Origin of the sequence: Streptomyces sp. NPDC015171 (assembly GCF_043079545.1) — a bacterium.
In the GTDB taxonomy this organism is placed as follows: Bacteria; Actinomycetota; Actinomycetes; order Streptomycetales; family Streptomycetaceae; genus Streptomyces.
The window spans coordinates 590,439-610,351 of sequence record NZ_JBIBUO010000002.1; the positions used below are offsets into that span (position 1 = coordinate 590,439).

The 19,913-nt window shown below is 73.2% G+C and carries 17 protein-coding genes; 12 read left to right on the forward strand and 5 right to left on the reverse strand.

The window, feature by feature from the left end; translation table 11 throughout:
• Positions 1–336: 336 nt before the first annotated feature.
• The 3 genes from ACF073_RS07115 (at position 337) to ACF073_RS07125 (ending at position 2,652) form a co-directional block, all read left to right on the forward strand.
• Complete coding sequence (locus ACF073_RS07115; protein WP_392067359.1) at positions 337–1,053, forward strand: HAD family phosphatase; 717 nt, start codon at positions 337–339, stop codon at positions 1,051–1,053.
• The gene (locus ACF073_RS07120; RefSeq protein ID WP_392067360.1) at positions 1,050–1,823 is read left to right on the forward strand and encodes an SDR family NAD(P)-dependent oxidoreductase; all 774 of its coding nucleotides are present in this window, start codon (positions 1,050–1,052) and stop codon (positions 1,821–1,823) included. The genes ACF073_RS07115 and ACF073_RS07120 overlap by 4 nt, the downstream gene beginning before the upstream one ends.
• Before the next feature lie 157 nt (positions 1,824–1,980).
• Positions 1,981–2,652 (forward strand): ScbR family autoregulator-binding transcription factor, encoded by a 672-nt coding sequence (locus tag ACF073_RS07125; RefSeq protein ID WP_392067362.1) that lies wholly within the window; start codon positions 1,981–1,983, stop codon positions 2,650–2,652.
• A gap of 87 nt (positions 2,653–2,739) precedes the next feature.
• On the opposite strand, the gene ACF073_RS07130 is transcribed toward ACF073_RS07125, so the two are convergent.
• The 3 genes from ACF073_RS07130 to ACF073_RS07140 all read right to left on the reverse strand — a co-directional run bounded on the left by ACF073_RS07130 (position 2,740) and on the right by ACF073_RS07140 (position 4,910).
• Complete coding sequence (locus ACF073_RS07130; protein ID WP_392067364.1) at positions 2,740–2,991, reverse strand: hypothetical protein; 252 nt, start codon at positions 2,989–2,991, stop codon at positions 2,740–2,742.
• Between the two features lie 324 nt (positions 2,992–3,315).
• Positions 3,316–3,570, reverse strand: a complete 255-nt coding sequence (locus ACF073_RS07135) for a phosphopantetheine-binding protein (protein ID WP_392067366.1) — start codon at positions 3,568–3,570, stop codon at positions 3,316–3,318.
• Between the two features lie 242 nt (positions 3,571–3,812).
• Positions 3,813–4,910 (reverse strand): BtrH N-terminal domain-containing protein, encoded by a 1,098-nt coding sequence (locus ACF073_RS07140; protein ID WP_392067367.1) that lies wholly within the window; start codon positions 4,908–4,910, stop codon positions 3,813–3,815.
• A 1,362-nt stretch (positions 4,911–6,272) separates the two neighbouring features.
• Here ACF073_RS07140 and ACF073_RS07145 point away from each other — a divergent pair.
• The 4 genes from ACF073_RS07145 (at position 6,273) to ACF073_RS07160 (ending at position 11,072) form a co-directional block, all read left to right on the forward strand.
• Complete coding sequence (locus ACF073_RS07145; protein ID WP_392067369.1) at positions 6,273–7,661, forward strand: condensation domain-containing protein; 1,389 nt, start codon at positions 6,273–6,275, stop codon at positions 7,659–7,661.
• Between the two features lie 108 nt (positions 7,662–7,769).
• A complete protein-coding gene (locus ACF073_RS07150; RefSeq protein WP_392067371.1) occupies positions 7,770–9,194 on the forward strand; it encodes a condensation domain-containing protein in 1,425 nt (474 codons plus the stop codon).
• A gap of 195 nt (positions 9,195–9,389) precedes the next feature.
• Positions 9,390–10,088 carry an alpha/beta fold hydrolase gene (locus ACF073_RS07155; protein WP_392067373.1) on the forward strand — a complete coding sequence of 233 codons (699 nt, stop codon included), beginning with the start codon at positions 9,390–9,392 and terminating at the stop codon, positions 10,086–10,088.
• 144 nt (positions 10,089–10,232) lie between these two features.
• Positions 10,233–11,072 carry an alpha/beta fold hydrolase gene (locus ACF073_RS07160; protein WP_392067374.1) on the forward strand — a complete coding sequence of 280 codons (840 nt, stop codon included), beginning with the start codon at positions 10,233–10,235 and terminating at the stop codon, positions 11,070–11,072.
• Between the two features lie 62 nt (positions 11,073–11,134).
• Here the strand turns inward: ACF073_RS07160 and ACF073_RS07165 are convergent, their stop codons facing one another.
• Positions 11,135–12,280, reverse strand: a complete 1,146-nt coding sequence (locus tag ACF073_RS07165; protein WP_392067715.1) for a metallophosphoesterase — start codon at positions 12,278–12,280, stop codon at positions 11,135–11,137.
• A 321-nt stretch (positions 12,281–12,601) separates the two neighbouring features.
• Here ACF073_RS07165 and ACF073_RS07170 point away from each other — a divergent pair, with 321 nt between their 5' ends.
• Both ACF073_RS07170 and ACF073_RS07175 read left to right on the forward strand, forming a co-directional pair.
• Positions 12,602–13,369 (forward strand): SDR family oxidoreductase, encoded by a 768-nt coding sequence (locus ACF073_RS07170; RefSeq protein ID WP_392067375.1) that lies wholly within the window; start codon positions 12,602–12,604, stop codon positions 13,367–13,369.
• 28 nt (positions 13,370–13,397) lie between these two features.
• Complete coding sequence (locus ACF073_RS07175; RefSeq protein WP_392067377.1) at positions 13,398–16,325, forward strand: BTAD domain-containing putative transcriptional regulator; 2,928 nt, start codon at positions 13,398–13,400, stop codon at positions 16,323–16,325.
• Positions 16,326–16,528: 203 nt separating this feature from the next.
• Here the strand turns inward: ACF073_RS07175 and ACF073_RS07180 are convergent, their stop codons facing one another.
• Entirely contained in the window at positions 16,529–17,035 is a 507-nt protein-coding gene (locus ACF073_RS07180) for a MarR family winged helix-turn-helix transcriptional regulator (protein ID WP_392067378.1), read from the reverse strand.
• A gap of 115 nt (positions 17,036–17,150) precedes the next feature.
• On the opposite strand from ACF073_RS07180, the gene ACF073_RS07185 reads away from it, so the two are divergent.
• The 3 genes from ACF073_RS07185 to ACF073_RS07195 all read left to right on the forward strand — a co-directional run bounded on the left by ACF073_RS07185 (position 17,151) and on the right by ACF073_RS07195 (position 19,658).
• Positions 17,151–17,744: a malonic semialdehyde reductase gene (locus ACF073_RS07185; protein ID WP_392067380.1), complete on the forward strand. Its 594-nt coding sequence runs from the start codon at positions 17,151–17,153 to the stop codon at positions 17,742–17,744.
• Positions 17,745–17,848: 104 nt separating this feature from the next.
• The gene (locus ACF073_RS07190) at positions 17,849–19,093 is read left to right on the forward strand and encodes an MFS transporter (protein ID WP_392067381.1); all 1,245 of its coding nucleotides are present in this window, start codon (positions 17,849–17,851) and stop codon (positions 19,091–19,093) included.
• Positions 19,094–19,148: 55 nt separating this feature from the next.
• Positions 19,149–19,658, forward strand: a complete 510-nt coding sequence (locus ACF073_RS07195; RefSeq protein ID WP_392067382.1) for a cupin domain-containing protein — start codon at positions 19,149–19,151, stop codon at positions 19,656–19,658.
• The last annotated feature ends 255 nt before the right edge of the window (positions 19,659–19,913 follow it).

Sequence of the window (19,913 nt, forward strand, 5' to 3'; positions counted from 1 at the left end):
CCGGTTTTTTTTCCAGCCTCCCCGATCTCCGCACCCGGCCGATACGGGACACGGACGCGCAGGCCGGGGCGGTGCGTGCGCAGGGGTGCTGTTTCTCACAGGCGATACCGCCGGCCTTCCCCGAAGGTGCTCTGTCCCGCCCCGTCGCGCAAGCTCCGCCGGGGATTCCTACGGATTTCTCACGCTGTGCGAGGCACATCCCGTTATCCGGGACGCCGAATCGTGATCCATAGACTAGGGCGCGACGGGCGTGTGAAGATCTGGACCGGTTTTTCAGGGTTACCGGTCCGCCGGCCGCACCGCGATCGGTGGCTCGTCCGGAGGGAGAGAAGTTCCATGACCGAGCAGCTCGGCAAGCTCCGCATGGCCGCGCTCAACATCGACGGAGTGCTGCTGAACGACACGTTCAGCCCCGTCATCCACCACTTCGTGACGAGCCGCGGCGGCAGCTACACCGCCGACCTGGAGCGCCGGATCTTCTCCCAGCCGCAGGTCGTCGCGGGCAAGGTGCTCGCGGACACGTGCAACCTGTCGATCGCCCCGATGGAGACGATCGCCCTCTATCTGGAGGAACGGGAGCGCTACCTCGCCGAGCACCCGGTCCGCGTCCTCGACGGCGCCGAGGACCTGCTGCGCAGGCTCCGCGCCCTGGGGCTGCGCACGGTCTGCTACGGCGGGCTCGACGCCTCCCACTTCGACCGGTACCTCGGCCACCTGGGCGACCTCTTCGACGAGCCCGGCTACGTGTGCACCAACGACATCCGCCCCGGCCTGCGCGAGATCGCGGTCGACATCGCCGGACTCGCCCTCGACGAGGTGCTGTTCATCGACGACGTGGCCCGGGTCGCCGAGGCCGCCCGGGAGCTGGGCGTCCCCTTCATCGGGCAGCCCAGCGACTTCGAGCACGGCCACCAGCGGCAGCTGATGGCGGAGGCCGGAGCGCGCCACATCGTCGGCGCCCCCGACGAGATCGACGACCGGCTGCTGCGGACGATCGACGCGGAGGCGCAGGCCGGCACGGTGTGGGGCCCGGCGGGCAGGGTCCCCGCGTGAGCCACGACGGAGGGCTGCTGGCCGGCAAGGTGCTGCTGGTCACCGGGGCGAGCAGCGGCATCGGAGCCGGCACGGCCCGGGTGGCCGCGCGGCAGGGTGCCACGCTGGTGCTGATGGCCCGCCGTGCGCGGCGCCTCGGCGAACTCGCCGACGAGCTGCGGGGCACAGGAGCCGAAGTCGCCTGCGCCGAGGGTGATGTCACCCGTTCCGAGGACGTGCGGCGGGCGGTCCGGCTCGCCGTCGACCGGTACGGCAGGCTCGACGCCGCGTTCAACAACGCCGGGGTGACCCGGGAGCCGGCCCCGCTGCACGAGACGGACGACGCCGACTTCGACACGGTGCTCGACGTGAACCTCCGCGGTGTCTGGCTCTGTATGAAACACGAGATCAGAGCCATGCTGGCGAGCGGTACGGGCGGCGCGATCGTCAACAACAGCAGCATCGCCGGAGTCCGTGCCACCTCGGCCGGGGCCCCCTACGCGGCCGCCAAGCACGCCGTGCTCGGCCTGACCAAGTCGGCCGCCGCACAGTACGCGGAACACGGGATCCGGGTGAACGCGCTGGCCACCGGGCTGACCCGCTCGGAGATGTCCGAGGGCATCTTCGCCCGGGACCCGGCTGCGGAGGAGCGGATGCGCCGCCGGAACCCGCAGGGCAGGGTGGCCGACCCGGAGGAAGTGGGCCAAGTCGCGGTGTGGCTCTGCAGTGATCAGGCCAGTTTTGTCACCGGAGCGACCATGGCGGTGGACGGCGGCGCCGGAGCCTGGTGACATCAGGGCGGTTCATCCCGAGGACGGCCCGGCTTGCCAGATTGATAAAGTACCAGTCATCTGGTTTCTTTTGGCCCCGCCGTGCTCTTGTGCGGCGGGGAACGGGTATCCGCGTCAGCCGGAGGGGGTGGCGTGGCGCGGACGAGAGGAAGAACTCATGGCACAGCAGTTGCGCGGAATCCGGACCCGCGGAGCGATTCTGGAAGCGGCGGCGGAGGTCTTCGCGCAGCATGGCTACCACGGTGCCAGCATCGCGCAGATCCTCGAGAAAGCCCAGGTCACCAGGGGTGCCCTGTACTTCCACTTCGCTTCAAAGGAGCAGTTGGTCCAGGGCATCTTCGCCCAGCAGGTGACGGAGCAGGGCTATCCGCCGCGCACGTACAAGCTCCAGGAACTGGTCGACGAGGCCATGGCGCTGGCCTGCCGGCTGCCGCAGGAGATCATGCTGCGCGCGGGGGCCAAGCTGGCCATGGAGTCCCAGTTGCAGGAACTGGCGGACGGCGGGCCCTGGGAGGCGTGGGCGCAGCGGTTCGCCGCCATGGTCGCCGCCGCCAAGCGGCACGGTGAGGTCTATCCGCACGTGGTCCCCGAGGATCTGGGGCGTTTTTTGGTCAGTTCCTGGATCGGCGCGCAGGTCGTGTCGGAGGTGACCTCCGACTGGCGGGACCTGGAGGAGCGCATATCGTCCATCTTCGGCTACACGCTGCCCAGCGTCGCACTGCCGGCGATCTTCGCGCAGCTCGACTTCGGCCGTGACCGCGGCAGCCGGGTGCTGGCCGAGGTGCAGCGGGACCTCGAGTCGGTGTCGGTGGGCGAAGCGGCGGGCTGACCGCCGTACCCGCGGGCGGGCCGAGCCAGGTGGGCGGGCCGAGCCACGCGGGCGCCGCCCGGCCCGTGGAGGTGACCGCGGCTCTCCTCACCACTCCTGGCCGGCGTCGAGGAGACCGCCGGCGGCGGCCACGGCCGTCACGGCGGTGAGCAGCGCCGCCCGCAAGGGCCCGAGGGGATCGTCCGCCGGCCGGTCCGGGGCGCCGGTGAACACCCGCAGCACGGTCGCGCCGGCCAGCGCGGAAGCATCCGGAATGTCCGAAAGGGTCCTGGCGGGCGAGACGTCCGAGAAATCCGGGAAATTCGGTGGATTCGCAGGTTCCGGGATGTTCGGGTCCATTGCATTACCCCTCCGTATTTCCGGTCCGATGCCGCGGGGTCGGAGCAAGCTGTACCGGGAATCTATCCGTCCCCGATGTGCTGAATTCCCCCTACCACCCCCCTGTTCCACCCCGAAAATCCGCCGGTGGCCGCCTGCGCGGGGGCATCGGTGCCGGGAATGTCGCGCCGGTCGGGGCTGTGCGGACACGACCCGGGGCCCGGCCGGCGAGCGCCCCGGGGAGGGGGCTGGACGGCGTCGCGGGCCGGGTTGGCCGGCGGCCGGCGTACCGGCACGGGGATGCGGGGGCGGGCGGTACGGCGGCCGCCGCGGCGCCGAGGGGAGTCAGGCGCTCTGGCGCAGTTCCGACAGCTTCTTCCAGAGGACCGACGGCGTCGAGAAGGTCTGCATCACCAGCATCTCGTCGGGGAGCTCCACCGCGAGCGCGTCCTCCAGTTCGGCGATGAGCGTGAGCAAGGTCAGTGAATCCAGGCCGAGTTCACTGAGGCTCGCGTCCGGATCGACGGTGTCCGTCGTGTCCAGGAAGGGGAGGGCGCGACGGAGGATGTCTTCGAAGTCGCGGTAGGAGAGGTCGTTCACGGGTGCTCCTCGAATGCTGCGCGGCCTGCGGGCGACGGATACGCCCCGCCCCGATCACAGTAGCCGGTACGCGATCTACGCCGGAGACTTCTCGACACCAACGGTTATTGTCTGGCCACGACTTTGCGGGTGCGGTCGGCCCCTGTGGCAACGGAGGGCGCGCGGACCCGTCGCCCCGCGGCCTCGTCGGACGTCGGCCCGGCTTCCTCCGGAGCGCGGTGCGAGCGGCGGGGACGCCGCCGTCATCCCCGCCGGTCGATGTCTGCCGCCACCTGCCCGTTCCACTCGTTCTCCCGCCGCACCGTCTCCGTGATGAGATCGGCGACGCGCACCACCGCCGGAGCGCCCTGCCGCAGGCGCACGGAGAACACGTTGCGGGTCATCTCCCAGCGGCGGGAGAGGGCCTCGGCGTCGGCGGCGCGCTCCTGTAGCGCGGGCAGCCCGCAGGCCGCGGCCGCGGCCCGCAGGAAGCGTGCGTTGAGGGCGCGTTGACTGGCCAGCTCGCCGAACCAGGCGCTGACCTCGATCACACCGACGGGGCTCAGGTCGGCGAAGCGGGCCGGGTCGGCGCGCAGCGCGTCCGCGGCGGCGGTCGGCAGTGCCGCGGCGGCCGGCCCCTCGGCGGTGTTCCGGGCGAGGGCGGCCCGGAAGCGCTCCCCGGCCGGAATCCCGGCCGTACCCGCCTCCTGGGTGCCCGTTGCCGCCGGTACGGCCGCCGTCGAGGTCCCGCCCCTGGCTGCCGGGGGCGGCAGGACGACGAGGGTGCGGTTGCGCCAGTCGGGATCGCCCCGGCGTGCCTCGCCGAGGGACTCCGAGGACATCGCCACCGAGAGCGTGCCGGCGTCCAGCGGGCCGTCGTAGGGAAAGCCCTGGTAGCGGTCGACGACATGGAACGGCCGGTCAGCGGGCCCGGGGTCCGCGAGCGGGGCGCCGCCGCCTCCGCCCTCGCCGTAGCCGCTGATCACCAGCCGGTGCGCGTGGTGCTGGCGGCCGTAAAAGGAGCTGTAGGGGATGTGGAACGTGTCCACCCAGGCGATCACCGGTACACCGGAGGCGAGTTGCTCGTGCACGTGGGCCGCCGCCCTCTCCGCCGAACCGTGCTCCCGGACGGTGGTGCGCAGCCCGTACCAGTCGAGCAGGATCTCCTCCGGCGTGCGGCGGTGGATGCCGAGGAACTCGACGGGCCATTCGGTCTCGACCGCGTCCGTCCGGCGGTGGTATCCCCACTGGTCCCCGAGGACACTCGGATCGTGGCCGAGCCGGGCCGCCGCGACGCCGAAGGTGGCCGAGATGCAGTCGAGGGCCGAGAACTCCGCTTCCGCTGCCTCTCGTTCCGCCACGTGATCCGCTCCTGGTGTCAAGGATGCCGCTCCTTCGTCGTCCCGGCCGGACCGCTCTGTTCCGGCCTTTCTCATGGCCTTCCGTGTCCCGCTCGGTGCGTGACCGTGTTGCTCATGAGGCACGGTGGCCGCCCGCCGTCGGGCAACGAGGAGGTGAGGTCGGCACGAAAGAGTCCTTCAGGCGCATGAAATCCCGGTCATCGGCAGTCGGCTTCCCGTCCCGGGGCGTTACTGACTGCTCGTCATTCCGTCGACTATAGCCACTGCTTGACGCCGTCGGCGGGAGCAATTGTTGCAGCAGAATGAAATCCGGAAGAGGGGTCGTCGGTATCCGGCCGGGATCCGGCGCGTGAGCTAACATGCTCGGCCGAAGCCGCGGATGCTCGGGGGAACGGAAGGCATGGCAGAAATCCGAATGAGGATGGATGGCGACGGCACGAATGATTTCGGCCACCGTGTCGACATCGCGCTGAAGGAGCACGCGTACACCGTCCGCACGGGATTCGACGTTCGGGCCGCATTGTGGCCGGGCGCCCATGCTCACTTACCGCTCGGGTCGTGACGAGTCGGCCCTCCGGCGTCACAGGTGCCGGCCCGGGCGGCTGCCGGGGGGCGCCAACCGGCCTGTGAGGAAGAGCATGCGGACGACCCGTGTCATGGACATCTTCCGGTCGCGCGCACTAGATTGACAGCGGTCCGAACAAGGGAAAGGCCCTCGGTGAACCGTGACGAAACACTCCGGAGATTCGCCGGATCGCGAAGGAGTTGCCGCTTCGAGTGGGCGTACGGTGAATGAGGAAAGCCGGACTTTCTTGAGGTCCGCCGCTGCACTTCGCTCGACGCCCAGGAGTTCCCGCTCGTGCTGGAGAAGCGGCTCGGCGTGACGTTCGCGGACGAGGACCTCACCGAGGAGACCCTCATCTCGGCGGCCCGCCTCGTCGGTCACGTCGTCGACCGCCTCGGCTGAATGCTGCCGGGACGCCCGGAAGCCGCGGACGGCGTTCACGCGCACGCCCCGTCGGCGCACTCGACACGCGCTTCCCCGGCTTTCGGTACCACCTGGGGCCGCGCGCACCACGAATTCGGCCTGCTTCTCGGGCAGTCCGGCAGGTCGATGCGCCCGGCTCCCGGCACGCCGGGCGGGCAGGGCGAGCCGCCGGAGGCGAGGGCAGTGCCGAGCCGGCAGCGCCGAGGCGCGAACGGGCCGACCGCGGGGCCGAGCCCACGGTCAGCCCTCGCCGCCGCACCCCCCGCCCAGCCCCGCACCGCGCGGTACGGGCCCTGCCGGAGCCCCGGCCCCTCCGGCAACGCCCGACGGTACGTCGAGGCCGTCCGCACCCTGGATAAGGAGAGACCTCCCGCATGACGCCCCTCCAGACCCGGCAGCACCCGCTGCCCCTGTCGTCCCGGCAGGACTGGTGCTGGCAGTGGATGCGCAGTTACCCCGTCGACTCCACGCCCGTCGAGGCGACGGAGACCCTCTCGCTGCGCGGCCCGCTGGACATCGGAGCGCTGCGCGACACCCTCGCCGAGATCGAGACCCGGCACGAGGCGCTGCGCCTGCGCCTGGCCGCACCGCCGGGCCCCGACCCGTCCGCCGCCTGGCCGGGCCAGACGCTCCGGCCGGACCCGGGCGCGCTCACCGTCCTGCCGGTCCCGCCGCAGGAGGCCACGGCCGAGGCGACCCGGATCCTGGCCCGGCCCCTCGACCTGACGGACCGGATGACGCGCGCCACCCTGCTGCGCGCGGACCCGCACGAGCACCTCCTTGTCATGCAGTTCCACCACCTGGTCGTCGACGGCGCCTGCCACCCCCTCTTCCGCGACCTGCTGGCCGAGGGATACGCCCGGCGGGTGCGGCGCGCACCGGACACCGGCCAGGGCAGACGCCGTAGCGAACCGGAGAGCTACACCGCGCTGATCGCGCGCGAGGGGACACCGGCGGCGCGCTCCGCGGTGCGCGAGCGGGCGGCGGCCCTCGCCCGGGACCTGCGCGCGTACGGCTCCGGCGACCCGCTGCCCGGCGACGCGGGCGCCGTCGACCGCGACACCCGGTTCGGGTCCGTCCCGCTGGGCGTCCCCGCCGACCGGACCCGACGGCTGCTGCGCGGGTCGCGGACCGAACGGGTCACCCTTCACACGGTCCTCCTCGCGGCCCTGGCCCGCGCCGTGGCCACGGAGTACGACCGGGACCGGCTGGTGTGCTCCGTCTACACCCACGGCCGCACCACGCCGGCCGCGCACGAGACCCTCGGCCTGTTCAGCAACGTGGTGTCGGCGCGACTGGACACGGCACCCGCCCCGCTGCCCGATTTCCTCCGCTCGGTCCACGACCGGGTGCGGGATGCCGCGCACGACGTCGACCTGCCGTTCACCGAGGTCGCCTCCCGCGTGCTGCCCCGCCCCTCGGACGGCGGCGCCTACTGCCGCAGCGCGCTGGCCCATGTGGAACTGCGGCTGACCGGAGTGACCGGCTGGCTCCCCGTCGACCAGCACCGCCCGCCCGCGTTCCCCGTCCCGGAACTGGCCGCGACCGCCCTCGACATCCAGGCCCCGTTCACCCCGCCGTCCTTCAACAGCCGCGAACAGGCGCTGGCCTGCGCCGGGACCCTCTTCGCCACCTTGGACCTGGCCGACGGAGCCCTGGTCGGCGCCCTCTGGTACGAGCACCGCTACCACGACGGCGAACGGCTCGCCAGGATCGCCGAGCGGTACGGCGACTTCCTGACGGAACTGGCCCCGTCCCCGTGAGCCGCCCCGTGCCACGTCCAGCTGCCCCGCCCGCCCCCTGAAGCACCCTCTGCCCCGCCCCTGATCCGCCCGTGACCCCTCCCGCCGCGCCAGACCTGGAGAACGTGCATGACGAAGACCACCGACCACTCCCGGACCCTGGTCCTTCCCCTCTCCTCGCGCCAGGAATGGTGCTGGGAGTGGGACCGCTGCTATGACGGGCCGTACCCCTCGGCGGTCTCCCTCGACTGCTCCACCGCGCTGCGGCTCCTGGGACCCCTGGACACCGGCGCGCTCCGCGACGCCTTCGCGGAGGTCACGCTCCATCACGACGCCCTGCGCCTGCGGTTGGACGGCGACCGGGACCTGATCGCCGGCGTGGTCCGCCCGCAGCAGACCCTGAGCGAGACGCCCCTCCCGCTGGAGGAGGCCGAACTCCCGGACGTGCCGCCCGCGTTACTGGTGGACCTGAGCACCCGCCCGTTCCCGGTCACCGAACGGCTGGGCCGGGCCGACCTGCTGCGCGCGGCCCCCGACCACCACATCCTGCTGACCAGCTTCCACCACCTCGTCTTCGACGCGGCCAGCCACCACGTGTTCCTTCGCGACCTCGCCGGCGCGTACAACAGCCGCGTGCCCGGCGGAGCGGGTGGGGCAGGCGGCGCAGGCGAAGCGGACGGCACGGCGCCCCGGCCCGCCTTCTCCTACCTCGACCTCGTCCGCGCCGAGAACACCCCGCGGTCCCTCGAGGAACGCGCCCTTCGCCTCACCGAACGGGCCCGACTCCTGCGCGCGTACGGCTCCGGCGACCTCCTGCCCGGCCGCACCCCCGGCCCGCCGGCGCTGCGCCACCGCTACGACGAGGAGCCGTTCGAACTCTCCGCCCGGCGCACGGGGCAGCTCCTGCACGCCGCCCGGGCCGCTCGCGTCAGCCTGTACTCGCTGCTGGCCGCGGCGTTCGCCACCGCCCTCGGCCGCCACTTCGGCCGCGACCGGCTCATCCTCTCCACGCCCTCCCACGGCCGGCTGCGGCCCGAACACCACAGCGCGATAGGCGACTTCGCCAACATGGTCCAGATCCCCCTCGACCTCTCCCACGGCGGCGGTCGCGGAATGCTGCGGCACGCGCACGAAGCCGTCCGGGAGGCCGCGGCCGCCGTAGACCTGCCCTACGGCCGGCTCGCCGAGACCGTCCTCGGCCGCAGCGGCACCGACGGCTTCTTCCGGTACGCCCTCGCGCACGCGGAGCTGCGCCTGCACGGCGTGACCGGCTGGGCCCTGGACCCGCAGGGCGACGACGCCTTCCCGATGCACGGCCTGCGCACCGACGTCCTGCCCATGCACCAGGACTTCTCCCGCCTCACCTACGCCACCCGCCAGTCGTCCGACGCGGCGGCGGCGACCCTCTCCCTGAGCCTCACCATGACCCCGGACGGCCGCCTGACAGGCGCCCTCCGCCACGAAACGACCTATCACGGCCCGCACACCGCCCACTCGGTCCTGAACCACCTCCAGGAACACCTGACCGCCCTCGCCACCCCCTCAGGAGCCTGACCCGCCCAAGCGGACCCGACCAGACACACCCGCCTTCCCACGGCGGACCGGCACCCCGCGCCCTGATGGCCGTCGGCGTGGGTGCCGGGTCCCGCAACTCTGCGTGCTGCTCTGCGTGTTCCGCCCGCTCTCCCGCGGCTTGGATGGAACACGTCGGACAGGCATGGAGCCTGTCTCTCCAGATGGGACATGATCATGACGGCCATCAGGAACATCGTCCTCGTGCACGGCGGGTTCGTGGACGGGTCGGGCTGGCAGGGCGTCTACGACCACCTCACCGCCGGCGGCTACCGGGTGGCCGTCGTGCAGAACCCGACCCTGTCGCTGGCCGGCGACGTCGCCGCCACCCACCAGGTGCTCGACGGGCTCGACGGTCCGGCCGTGCTCGTCGGCCACTCCTACGGCGGCGTCGTCATCACCGAGGCCGGCAACCACCCGGGCGTCGCCGCGCTCGCCTACATCGCCGCGTTCGCACCGGACAAGGGCGAGTCGGTCAGCTCCCTGATCGCCGACCCGCCGCCCGGCGCTCCGGTCCCGCCGATCCTGCCGCCCCGGGACGGGTTCCTCTTCCTGGACCGGGCCAAGTTCACGGCATCGTTCGCCGCCGACGTGCCCGAGGCGCAGGCCGCGTTCATGGCCGACTCCCAGGTCCCGTGGGGCGTCGAAGCGCTCGGCGGGGCGGTCTCCGAACCGGCTTGGCGGTCCAGGCCGTCCTGGTACCTGGTCGCCACCGACGACCGGATGATCCCTCCGGCGGCGCAGCGGGCCATGTCCGAGCGGGCCGGCGCGACCGTGTCCGAAACCCCGGGCAGCCACGCCGTCTACGTCTCCCGCCCGGCGGTCGTGGCCGCCGTCATCGCGCAAGCCGCCGAGGGCCCGGCCGGCCGGTCCTAGCGGTCACGCGCGCCCTCGTCTCGACCCGGCGGCCTTCCGCCCGCGCGCGCCCTCGTCTCGTCCGGGCGGCGCCTTCAGCCCGGACGAGAACCGGTGCCCGCCCCGTACCCGCCCCGCTCCGCCCACCACCTCGGGAGTATCCGCATGTCCGTCCGCCCCACGTTCACCCGCCGCGGAGTCATCGCCACCGGCGCGGCCGCCGCGGCATCGGCCGCGTTCCCCACCCCGGCCGGCGCCACGGCCGCGACCGGCACCCGCCCCGCGCGGGGCGTCAAGCCGACCATCGTGCTGGTCCACGGCGGCTACGCCGATTCGTCCTGCTGGAACGGAGTCATCCGGGAGCTGGGGAGCAAGGGCTACACCACGATCGCGGGGTCGAACCCGCTGAGGGGCATCCCCACCGACGCCCCGTACATCGGGAGTCTGCTGGACTCCGTCAGCGGGCCGGTCGTGCTGGTCGCCCATTCCATGGGGGGAACCGTCATCACGAATGCGGCTGCCGGAAAGGCCAACGTCAAGGCGTTGGTCTACATCGCGGCGTTCGTGCCCGACGTGGGCGAGACCCAGGGCGAGCTGATCGACAAGTTCCCGGGCAGCGAGGTCCTGCCCGTGAGCGTGCCCGTCCCCTACACGAAGCCCGACGGCACCACCGGAACCGACCTGTACCTGAGCGAAGACGGCCAGGCGGCCTTCGCCGCCGACGTGTCCACCGCCACGTTCCGACTGCTGCAGGCAACCCAGCGGCCCTTCGACGCGGACTCCTTCACCTACCCCACTCGGGCCGCCGCGTGGCGGACGATCCCGTCGTGGGGACTGGTCGCCGGCCGGGACAAGGCGATCCCGCCCGCCGCCGAACGCTGGATGTACAGCCGGGCGAAGTTCCGCAAGGTCGTCGAAGTGCCGACCTCGTCCCATGTCGCGATGATCAGTCACCCGAAGATCACCGCACAGCTGATCGAGGATGCCGCCAGAGCCACCAGGTGACCAGGGCTGTCCCGGCCCGCATCCGCCGGCCGGGACAGCACGCACGTCAGGGCCGCTCCGCGCTATCGGGAGGGAGGCCGCTGCGGGGAGCGCAGGGTGAGCAGGGTGATCTCGCTCGGGGCGAAGACGCGGAACGGCGGGCCCCAGAAACCGGTGCCGCGGCTGGTGTAGAGGAGGGTCCGGGTGCCGTGGCGGCTGAGGCCGGCGAGGGCGGGCTGGTCGATGCGGACGAGGTGGTGGAAGGGCCAGATCTGGCCGCCGTGGGTGTGCCCCGAGAGCTGGAGGTCGACGCCGCCTGCCGCGGCCCGGTCGACGAACGCGGGCTGGTGGGCCAGGAGCAGGACGGGCAGGTCGGGGTCGGCGCCGCTGAGGGCTCCGTCGAGGTGGGCGCGGTGGCCTGCCAGGCCGGAGGATTCGGCGGTGACGTCGTCGACGCCGGCGACCACGAGGGTGTCGCCGCCGCGTTCGATCAGCAGGTGGCGGTTGCGCAGCGGCTCCCAGCCCAGCTCGTCCATCAGATCGACCCAGCCCTGGGCCTCGCTGTAGTACTCGTGGTTTCCGGTGACGTAGACCCGGGCCCGGGTGGCTCGCACCGTGCCGAGCGGGGCGGCCTGGGCGCGGCGGCGTTCGGCCGTGCCGTCCGCGATGTCACCGGTGTGGCAGACCAGGTCGGCTTCCAGCGTGTTCACCGTCTCGCACACCCGTGCCGACCAGCGAGCGCGGTCGAGCGGCCCGTAGTGGGTGTCGGTGATGAGGACGACGCGCATGCCGTCCAACCCGGCCCCCAGGCGCGGGAGGCGCACGTCGAGCCGGCGCACCCGTGGCACCCGGCGGGCCTCGGCGTACCCCCAGGCGAGCAGCACGGCGGCCACGCCGAGGACCGCCCAGGTGACGATCCGGGCCCGGTCCTGACCGTCGCCCACGCCGCCCACGGTCAGGGCGAGGCGCAGCAGGACGCCGAGCAGGACGGACCAGGTGAACAGGACCCAGCCGGCCCCGAGGAGGGTGTCCCCGACGATCGCCGCCCGGTCCTGCTGCCGCCGGCCGTGGCCGCGCGCCATCGCGACCGGCATGGCGATCAGTCCGAGGGCGAACAGGGCGGTGCCGCCCAGCGCCACGGGGAGCGGCCAGTGCTGTCCGGCGTGCAGCAGCACCCAGCAGGGCACGGTCCACAGCAGGACGGGGGCGATCAGAGGGAGGTAGCGCATCAGGCGGCGCAGTCGGCTCGGCCGGGTCGCACGCCCCGCGCCGTCCGCGGATCGGGCCTCGCTGGTGGCGGACACGCTTTCCTCCTCAGGTGGCCGGACTGCCGACGCGCGCACTGTATCCGGTCGCCCCAGGGCTGCGTAGCCGCTGCCCTCCCGGGCTCGGGGCGAGGTCCGGGCGCCTGGCGACGTTGGTCCCATCGTCAGGCTGACCGGCCTCGATGCACCCCGGTGAGCCCGCGGTGAGCTTCCGGTGAGCCCCCGCCGTGATGGTTGGGTCATCGCCGGATCCGCTGCGGACCGGCCATCCGATAGGGAGCGACGATGAACACGTTGACCGGCAGGACGGCACTGGTGACCGGCGGCTCGCGGGGGATCGGCCGGGCGGTCGCGCTGCGGCTTGCGGCCGAGGGCGCGCTGGTCGCCGTGCACTACGGCGGCAACGACAAGGCGGCCGAGGAGGTCGTGGGGTCGATCGGAGAAGCGGGCGGCCGGGCGTTCCTGATCCGGGCCCGGTTCGGCGAGGACGGCGCGCTGGACCGGCTGTTCGAGGAGCTGACCGCGGGGCTCGCGGGAGCCGGGCTGGACATCCTGGTCAACAACGCGGGCATCAGCTCGGGCAACCCGATATCCCAGGTCACCGAGGAGGAGTTCGGCAGGCTGATGGCGGTCAACGTCGCCACCCCGTTCTTCGTGGTCCAGCGCGCGATGCCACTGCTGAACGACGGTGGACGCGTCATCAACATGGGCTCCACGGCCAGCCGGTTCGCGGTCTCCACCCAGATCGGCTACACGATCAGCAAAGCGGCGCTGGAGTCGATGGCACCGTCGCTGGCCAACGAACTCGGCCGCCGCGGCATCACGGTGAACACGGTCGCGCCGGGCGCCGTGCGGACCGACATGACCGCCGGCTACACCTCCATCCCCGAGGTGGTGGCCGGGCTGGAGTCGATCACCGCGCTGGGGCGGCTGGGCGAGCCGGAGGACGTCGCGGACGTCGTCGCGTTCCTGGCCGGTCCCCAGGGCCGCTGGGTGACCGGACAGACCGTCGACGTCTCGGGCGGGACCTTCCTCGGCCCGATCGCACCATGATCGTTCGTGCCGGTGAATAATCGCCGGCATGCTGTTCGGAATACTCGGCGAGACGCGGGCGTGGCACGGCGACGGTGGCGAGGTCGCGTTGGGCGGTCCGGCCCGGCGGGCGTTGCTGGCCCTGCTGCTGACGCGCCCCGGCGAGGTCGTCTCGACGGACCGGCTGGCTGACATGATCGACCCCGCCGGGGCGCTTTCGGCGCATTCGCTGCAGTCCCAGGTGTCCAGGCTCCGCGGCGCGCTGGGCGACGGGGCCGCGATCGAACGGGCCGGGGCGGGCTACCGGATCGTGGTCCGTCCGGACGATGTGGACTCCTGCCGGTTCGAGCGACTGGCGGGGGAGGGCCGTGCGGCGCTCGCCGACGGCGACGCCGGCCGGGCGGTCGTACTGCTGCGCGAGGCGCTGGAGCTGTGGCGGGGACCGGCGCTGGCCGACCTGCCCGACAGCGAGACCGCCCGGGCCGCCGCCGCGCGGCTGGAGGAGCGCCGGCTCGGGGCACTCGAAGACCGCATCGAATCGGGACTGCGGCTCGGCGAACACACGGCGGTCGTACCGGAGTTGCGCGAGCTGGTCGGCCGCCATCCACTCCGGGAACGGCTGGCGGTGCTGCTGATGCGGGCACTGTCCGCCGAGGGCGGGCAGGCCGAGGCGCTGGTGGTGTTCGAGGAGACCCGGCGTCACCTGGCCGACGAGCTGGGCGCCGACCCCTCGGCCGAACTGACGGCGCTGCACCGGGAGCTGCTCAGCGTCGATCCGGCGGCGTCGCTCGCCGCCCCGCCCGCCCAGCTGACGAGTTTCGTGGGACGCGCCGATGAAGTGACGGAGGTCGCCGAGGCGCTGCGGGCGGCTCGGCTGGTCACCCTCCTCGGGCCGGGCGGCGTCGGCAAGACCCGGCTGTCGGTCGAGGTCGCGGGTGTCGCGGCGGTCGGGGGCGTCGCGGGCCAGGTGTGCTTCGTGGAGCTGGCACCGCTGCGCGACGGCGCCGGCCTGCCGCACGTCCTGCTGGGCGCGCTCGGCCTGCGGGAGAACGGGCTCCAGATGGACGGCGGCGCGCGGGCGCCGGCCGATCGTCTGATCGCGGCGCTGTCCGACCAGGTGCTGCTGCTCGTCCTGGACAACTGCGAGCACCTTGCCGACGAGGTCGCCCGGCTGGTGGCACGGCTGCTGGCGACCTGCCCGCGGCTGCGCGTGCTGGCGACGAGCCGGGAGCCGCTCGGCATCATCGGCGAGCACCTCTTCCCCGTACGGCCGCTCGACGAGGACGCGGCCGTACGACTGTTCACGGAGCGCGCCGGTGCCGTGCGGCGCGGCTTCACCGCCGACCCCGAGACGGTGCGGCAGATCTGCGCGGCGCTCGACGACCTGCCGCTGGCCATCGAGCTCGCGGCGGCGCGGTCGCGCACCCTGGACATCGACGACCTGGCGGGGCGGCTCGACGACGTGCTCGCCGTCGGAGCGCGCGGCAACCGCGCGGCCAACGAGCGGCACCGCACGCTGCGCTCGGTGGTCGAGTGGAGCTGGGACCTGCTGTCCGAACCCGAGCAGCGGGCCGCGCGGCGCTTCACGGTCTTCGTCGGGGGCGCGACGGCCAAGGACGCGCTCCGGGTGTGCGGCACCGACGAGGAGACACTGGAGGCGCTGACCGACAAGTCGCTGCTGGAGGTCGCGGGCGGCCGCTACCGGATGCTGGAGACGATCCGCGCGTACGGTGCCGAACGGCTCGACGCGGCGGGCGAACGGGAGTCGGTGCGGCGTGCCCACGCCCGGCGCCTGCTGGAGCTCGTACGGACGGCCGACCCGCATCTGCGGCGGGCCGAGCAGCTGGAGTGGCTGCCCGTGGTCGCCGCCGAGCACGGTGACCTCCTGGCGGCGATGCGCTGGGCGGTCGAGGAGCCCGCAGCGGAGACGGCCTTCGAGTTGCTCGCCGCGGCCTTCAACTACCTGTGGATCCGCGGCGCGTCCGCCTCGGTCGCCCCCCTGGCGGTCGCACTGCTCGCATCGGTGGGCGAGGCGGTGCCCGAAGGGCTCGGCGAGGAGTACGCGACGTGCGTGCTGCTCGCCGGCGCGGCGTCGGCGACGGGCGATGCCGGGGGGCAGGTGTGGCAGCGGCACCGTGCGGCGGCCGGCAGGGCGCTGGCGGCCGCGTGGCCCGGCGACCGGCCGGGCCGCTACCCGATCGTCCTGCTGCTGTGGATGATGCGGAACGCGGACGGACCCGACCCGCAGGGCGCGTTCGCGCTCGTCTCGTCCCAGCGCGACTGCCCCGAGCCGTGGGCGCGGGCCGCCGCCCACTACGTGGCGGGATTCGGGCACCTCGGCCGGCGGGAACCCGCGGCGGCCGAGGACGCCTTCGGCCAGGCCCTGGAGGGATTCCGCCGGCTCGGTGACCGCTGGGGCACCGCGCTGGCCCTGGACGCGCTGGCCGGCGTGGCCGGCGCGCGCGGCGACCGGACGCGGGCGGTCGCGCTGACCGACGAGGCCTTGGTGCTCACGGAACGGCTCGGCGCCCTCGAGGACAGCGCCGACCTGCTGGTCAACCGGGGCGATCAGCTCGCCGGGGACGACGCGGCGGGGGCCCGTGACGCGTATGCGAGCGCTGCCGCGCTCGCCCGCCGCGCAGGCAGCTCGACCTATCTGGCGGGTGCGCTGCGCGGGCTCGGCGACATCGCCCTCGAGAAGGGCGACCTGGCAGAGGCGGAACGGCTCTACAGCGAGGCGCTGGAGCGGGTCGATCCGCACTGGATCAAGAGCCTGGGGCCCCGGGTGCGTACGCTCGTCGGCCTCGGCCGCGTAGCCGCGGCCCGGAGCCGCCACGCGGAGGCACGCGAGTACTACCGGCGTGCCGCCGAGGTCGCTGACACGGTCGGGGCGCACGCCCCGGAGGTGCTGCGCATGCTGGGGTTGTCCGAGAGGGCCGTGGAGTCCGTCCTCGAGGCGGTGGCCGCGCACCGGTGAGCGCGGTGAGCGCACGGTGAGCCCGCGGTGAGCGGTCCCGTGGAAGGTCTGGGGCATGACGAACCTCAAGGCGATCCAGCGGTGCCGGCAGGTACGGGATGCCGCGACGGCCTCGCTCGCGGTGGACCGGCGGCGCACGGCCGGGGTGCGGCGGCCGGCCCGTCCGGCTCAGGGCGTGCCGCCCCCGGTCTGCCGGGCGGTCGTCACTCGATGCTGGTGTCGCCGAGGGTCTCCAGCACCTGGCGCAGGCCCTCGGCGGTCCTGTCGACCAGGGCGCGGTCCACGCCGGCGAGCAGCCGTGCGTAGTTCGCCAGGTGGTCGCCGAAGGCGGCCCGGGTGACCTCGTGTCCGTGTTCGGTGAGGCGGATCTTGACGGTGCGCCGGTCGTCGCCGTCACGGACCCGCTCGACCAGGCCCTTCGCCTCCATCTTGTCGATGCGGTTGGTGATCGCGCCGGAGGTCACCATGGATGCCTTGAGGAAGGCCCCGGCGGTGAGGGTGTAGGGCGGCCCGGAGCGCTGCAGTGTGGTGAGTACGTCGAACTCGCCGTGCTCCACGCCGTGTGCGGCGGCCGCGGCCCGTGCGGACTTGTCGACCACCCGGGCCAGCCGCTGGATCCGCCCGAAGAGCTGCACCGGCCAGAGGTCCTCCACCACGTCGGGTCGTTCCGCGGCCCACTGCCCGATGATCGCGTCCACGGCATCGCTCATCAGCGTCACTCCTCTCGATGGACATCCTCTCAACGTTAAGACACTTGACGTTGAAGGAGTTCCGCGCTTTTATTTCAACGTTGAGATTATCAAGACTGAACGACAGGAGCACCCCATGTCCGCGCTCGCTCTCCACCCCGCCGCTCAGGACCTCCTCTTCCGCCAGGCCCGCACCGCCAACACCTTCACCGCCGAGCCGGTGACCGATGAGCAGGTCCGGGCGATCTACGACCTCGTCAAGTACGCCCCGACCGCCTACAACCAGTCGCCGCTGCGGGTGGTCCTGGTCCGCTCCGACGCGGCCCGCGAGCGGCTCGCACACCTCATGGACGAGGGGAACCGGCGCAAGACCGCGGCCGCGCCGCTGATCGCGGTCCTCGCCGCCGACAACGAGTTCCACGAGGAACTCCCCGCGCTGCTCCCGCACTTCCCGCAGGCCAAGGACCTCTTCTTCGCCGACCGCCCGGTCCGCGAGGAGTCCGCCCTGCTCAACGCGGCGCTCCAGGCGGCGTACTTCATCCTCGGCGTGCGCGCGGCGGGGCTGGCCGCGGGGCCGATGACCGGCTTCGACCTCCCGGGTGTGCGGAAGGAGTTCCTGGACGACGACCACACGCCCCTGATGGTCGTCAACATCGGCCGCCCCGGAGCGGACGCCTGGTTCCCGCGCTCGCCGCGGCTCGCCTACGACGAGGTCGTCACCACGGTCTGAGCCGCCCGAGCCGCCCGAGCCGCCCGAGCCGCTCGGACCGCCTGACCCGCCTCCCTGCCTTCCCTGAGCCCCCGCGCCGACCCCCGCACCTTCCGGAGCCTTCCATGTCCCTGCTCGCCCGCCCCCGATCCGCCGCGCGGACACCGGCCCCCGCCGCCGCGCCCGCCGCCACGGCTTCGCGCCATGTCCCCTCCATATGGCTGGCGTTACTGGCCGCCCCGGTCGCCGCAAGCGCCAACAGCCCGGTCCTGATCCTGCCCGACATGGCCGGCTCGCTCGGCATCCGCACGGCCACGGCGACCTGGCTCGTCACGGTCTTCGCCTGGGCCATGGCCGTCGGCACCCCGCTGATGGCGGGCCTGCTGCGCCGCCGCGGCCTGGGCAGCACGCTCCGGCTGAGCGCGGCCCTGATCGTGGCCGGCACCGCGGTCGTCGCCGCGGCCCCCTGGCTGCCGCTGGCCATGGCAGGCCGGGCGGCCCAGGCGGTGGGCGGCGCGGGCCTGGTCACCTCGGCGATGAGCCTGGCGGGATCGGTCCGCCGCATGGGGGCGATCACGGCGGGCTTCGGGATCCTGGGCGCGGTCGGACCGCTCCTCGGCTCGGCGATCGCGGGCACGGCCTCCTGGCGGGCGTCCCTCGCCGTCGGGGCGGTCGCCCTGCTGGCCCTGCCGGCAGTCATGCGCCGCGCCGACCTGTCCGCACCCAAGCATGCCACCCCCTTCGACGGCCGGGGCGCCGCCCTGCTGGTCCTGACGGCGACGGCCCTGGTACTCATCCCGCGCTACCCGCTCCCGGCGGTGGCCGCCTCGCTGACGGCGACCGCGCTACTGGCCCTGCACATCCGGTCCAACCCCACGGGCTTCGTCCCCGCGGCGCTGCTGCGCACCCGGGCGTTCGCCCTCTCGGCCCTGCTCGCCTGCACCTTCGCGACCTCGTACTTCACGCTGCTCTTCACCATCCCGCAGCTGCTGCGCGACCGTACCGACTGGTCGACCTCCACGATCGGCACCGGCCAACTGGTCGCCCTCCTCGCGGGCTCCGTGCTCTCCATGGTGCTGGCCGCGGCCTCGGCCCGGCTGGGCCGCCCGCGGGTCCTGGCGATCCTGCTCACGGTCGGAGCGCTGGCCCCGCTCACCGCCGTGCTGACGCCCTGGGCGCCGCTGCTCCTGCTGGTCGCGACGCTGGCCGTGTTCACGACGAGCGCGGGCCAGGCGACGCTCGCGGTGTACGCCACCCAGGCCGCGCCGGCCGCTCAGCGCCCCACAGCGATCGGCCTGTTCAACCTCTGCTACCAGCTGGGCGGCGCCTTCGGCCCGGCGATCGCGGCCCTGATCACCCTGGGCGGCTGACACACCCCGCCCCGGTCCCGTCCCCCTCCCGCCCTCACACCCAGGAGCACCCCCCATGAACGAGGCAACACCCGCCATGCCCGCGACGACGACCCCGCTGGAGGCGGTGCTGACCCGCCACGCGGATGCCGAGACCTGTGCCGACCCGAGCAGCGTGATGACCCTGCTGGCCGACTCGGAGGACTGCACGAGCTACCGATCCGCCTTCGCCAAGGGCGGGGCAGGGGCGCCCGCCCACTTCCACACCCGGGCATCGGAACTCTTCTTCGTCATCAGCGGAGCCTTGCAGGTCCTGGTGGGAGAGGAGGTCACCGTCCTGAAGGCAGGAGACTTCCTCGTCGTGCCGCCCCGCACGCCGCACGCCTTCGCAGCCGCCCCGGGCTGCGAGGCGGACGTCCTGTTCGTCTTCACCCCCGGTATGGGCCGGTTCGACTACCTGCGCCTGCTCGGCCGGGTGATGCGCGGCGAGGCGGACCCGAAGGAGATCGCCGAGTCCTCGGAACGCTTCGACAACCACTACGTCGACAGCCCGGTCTGGCGTGCGGCCCTGGAGCGTTCCGCGTGACCGCCGAGGCCCCGGCCGGCAGCCTGAGCCGCCGCGAGCGGTGTGCCCCCGGCTCCATGTCACCGTGCCGGGCCCGCGGATCGTCCTGGTGACCTTCCGCGCGGCAGGAACTCTCAGGCGGCGCACGGCACTCCGCGTCGTCCCCGGCCCGGGCAGCCGCCCTGACGGCCGAGGCACGCCATCCGGCTGGATTATCCTAGGAATCGCCACCGGGCGCGTATGTTCGCAGTGCCTGCGCGAACCGTGGCGGACCGG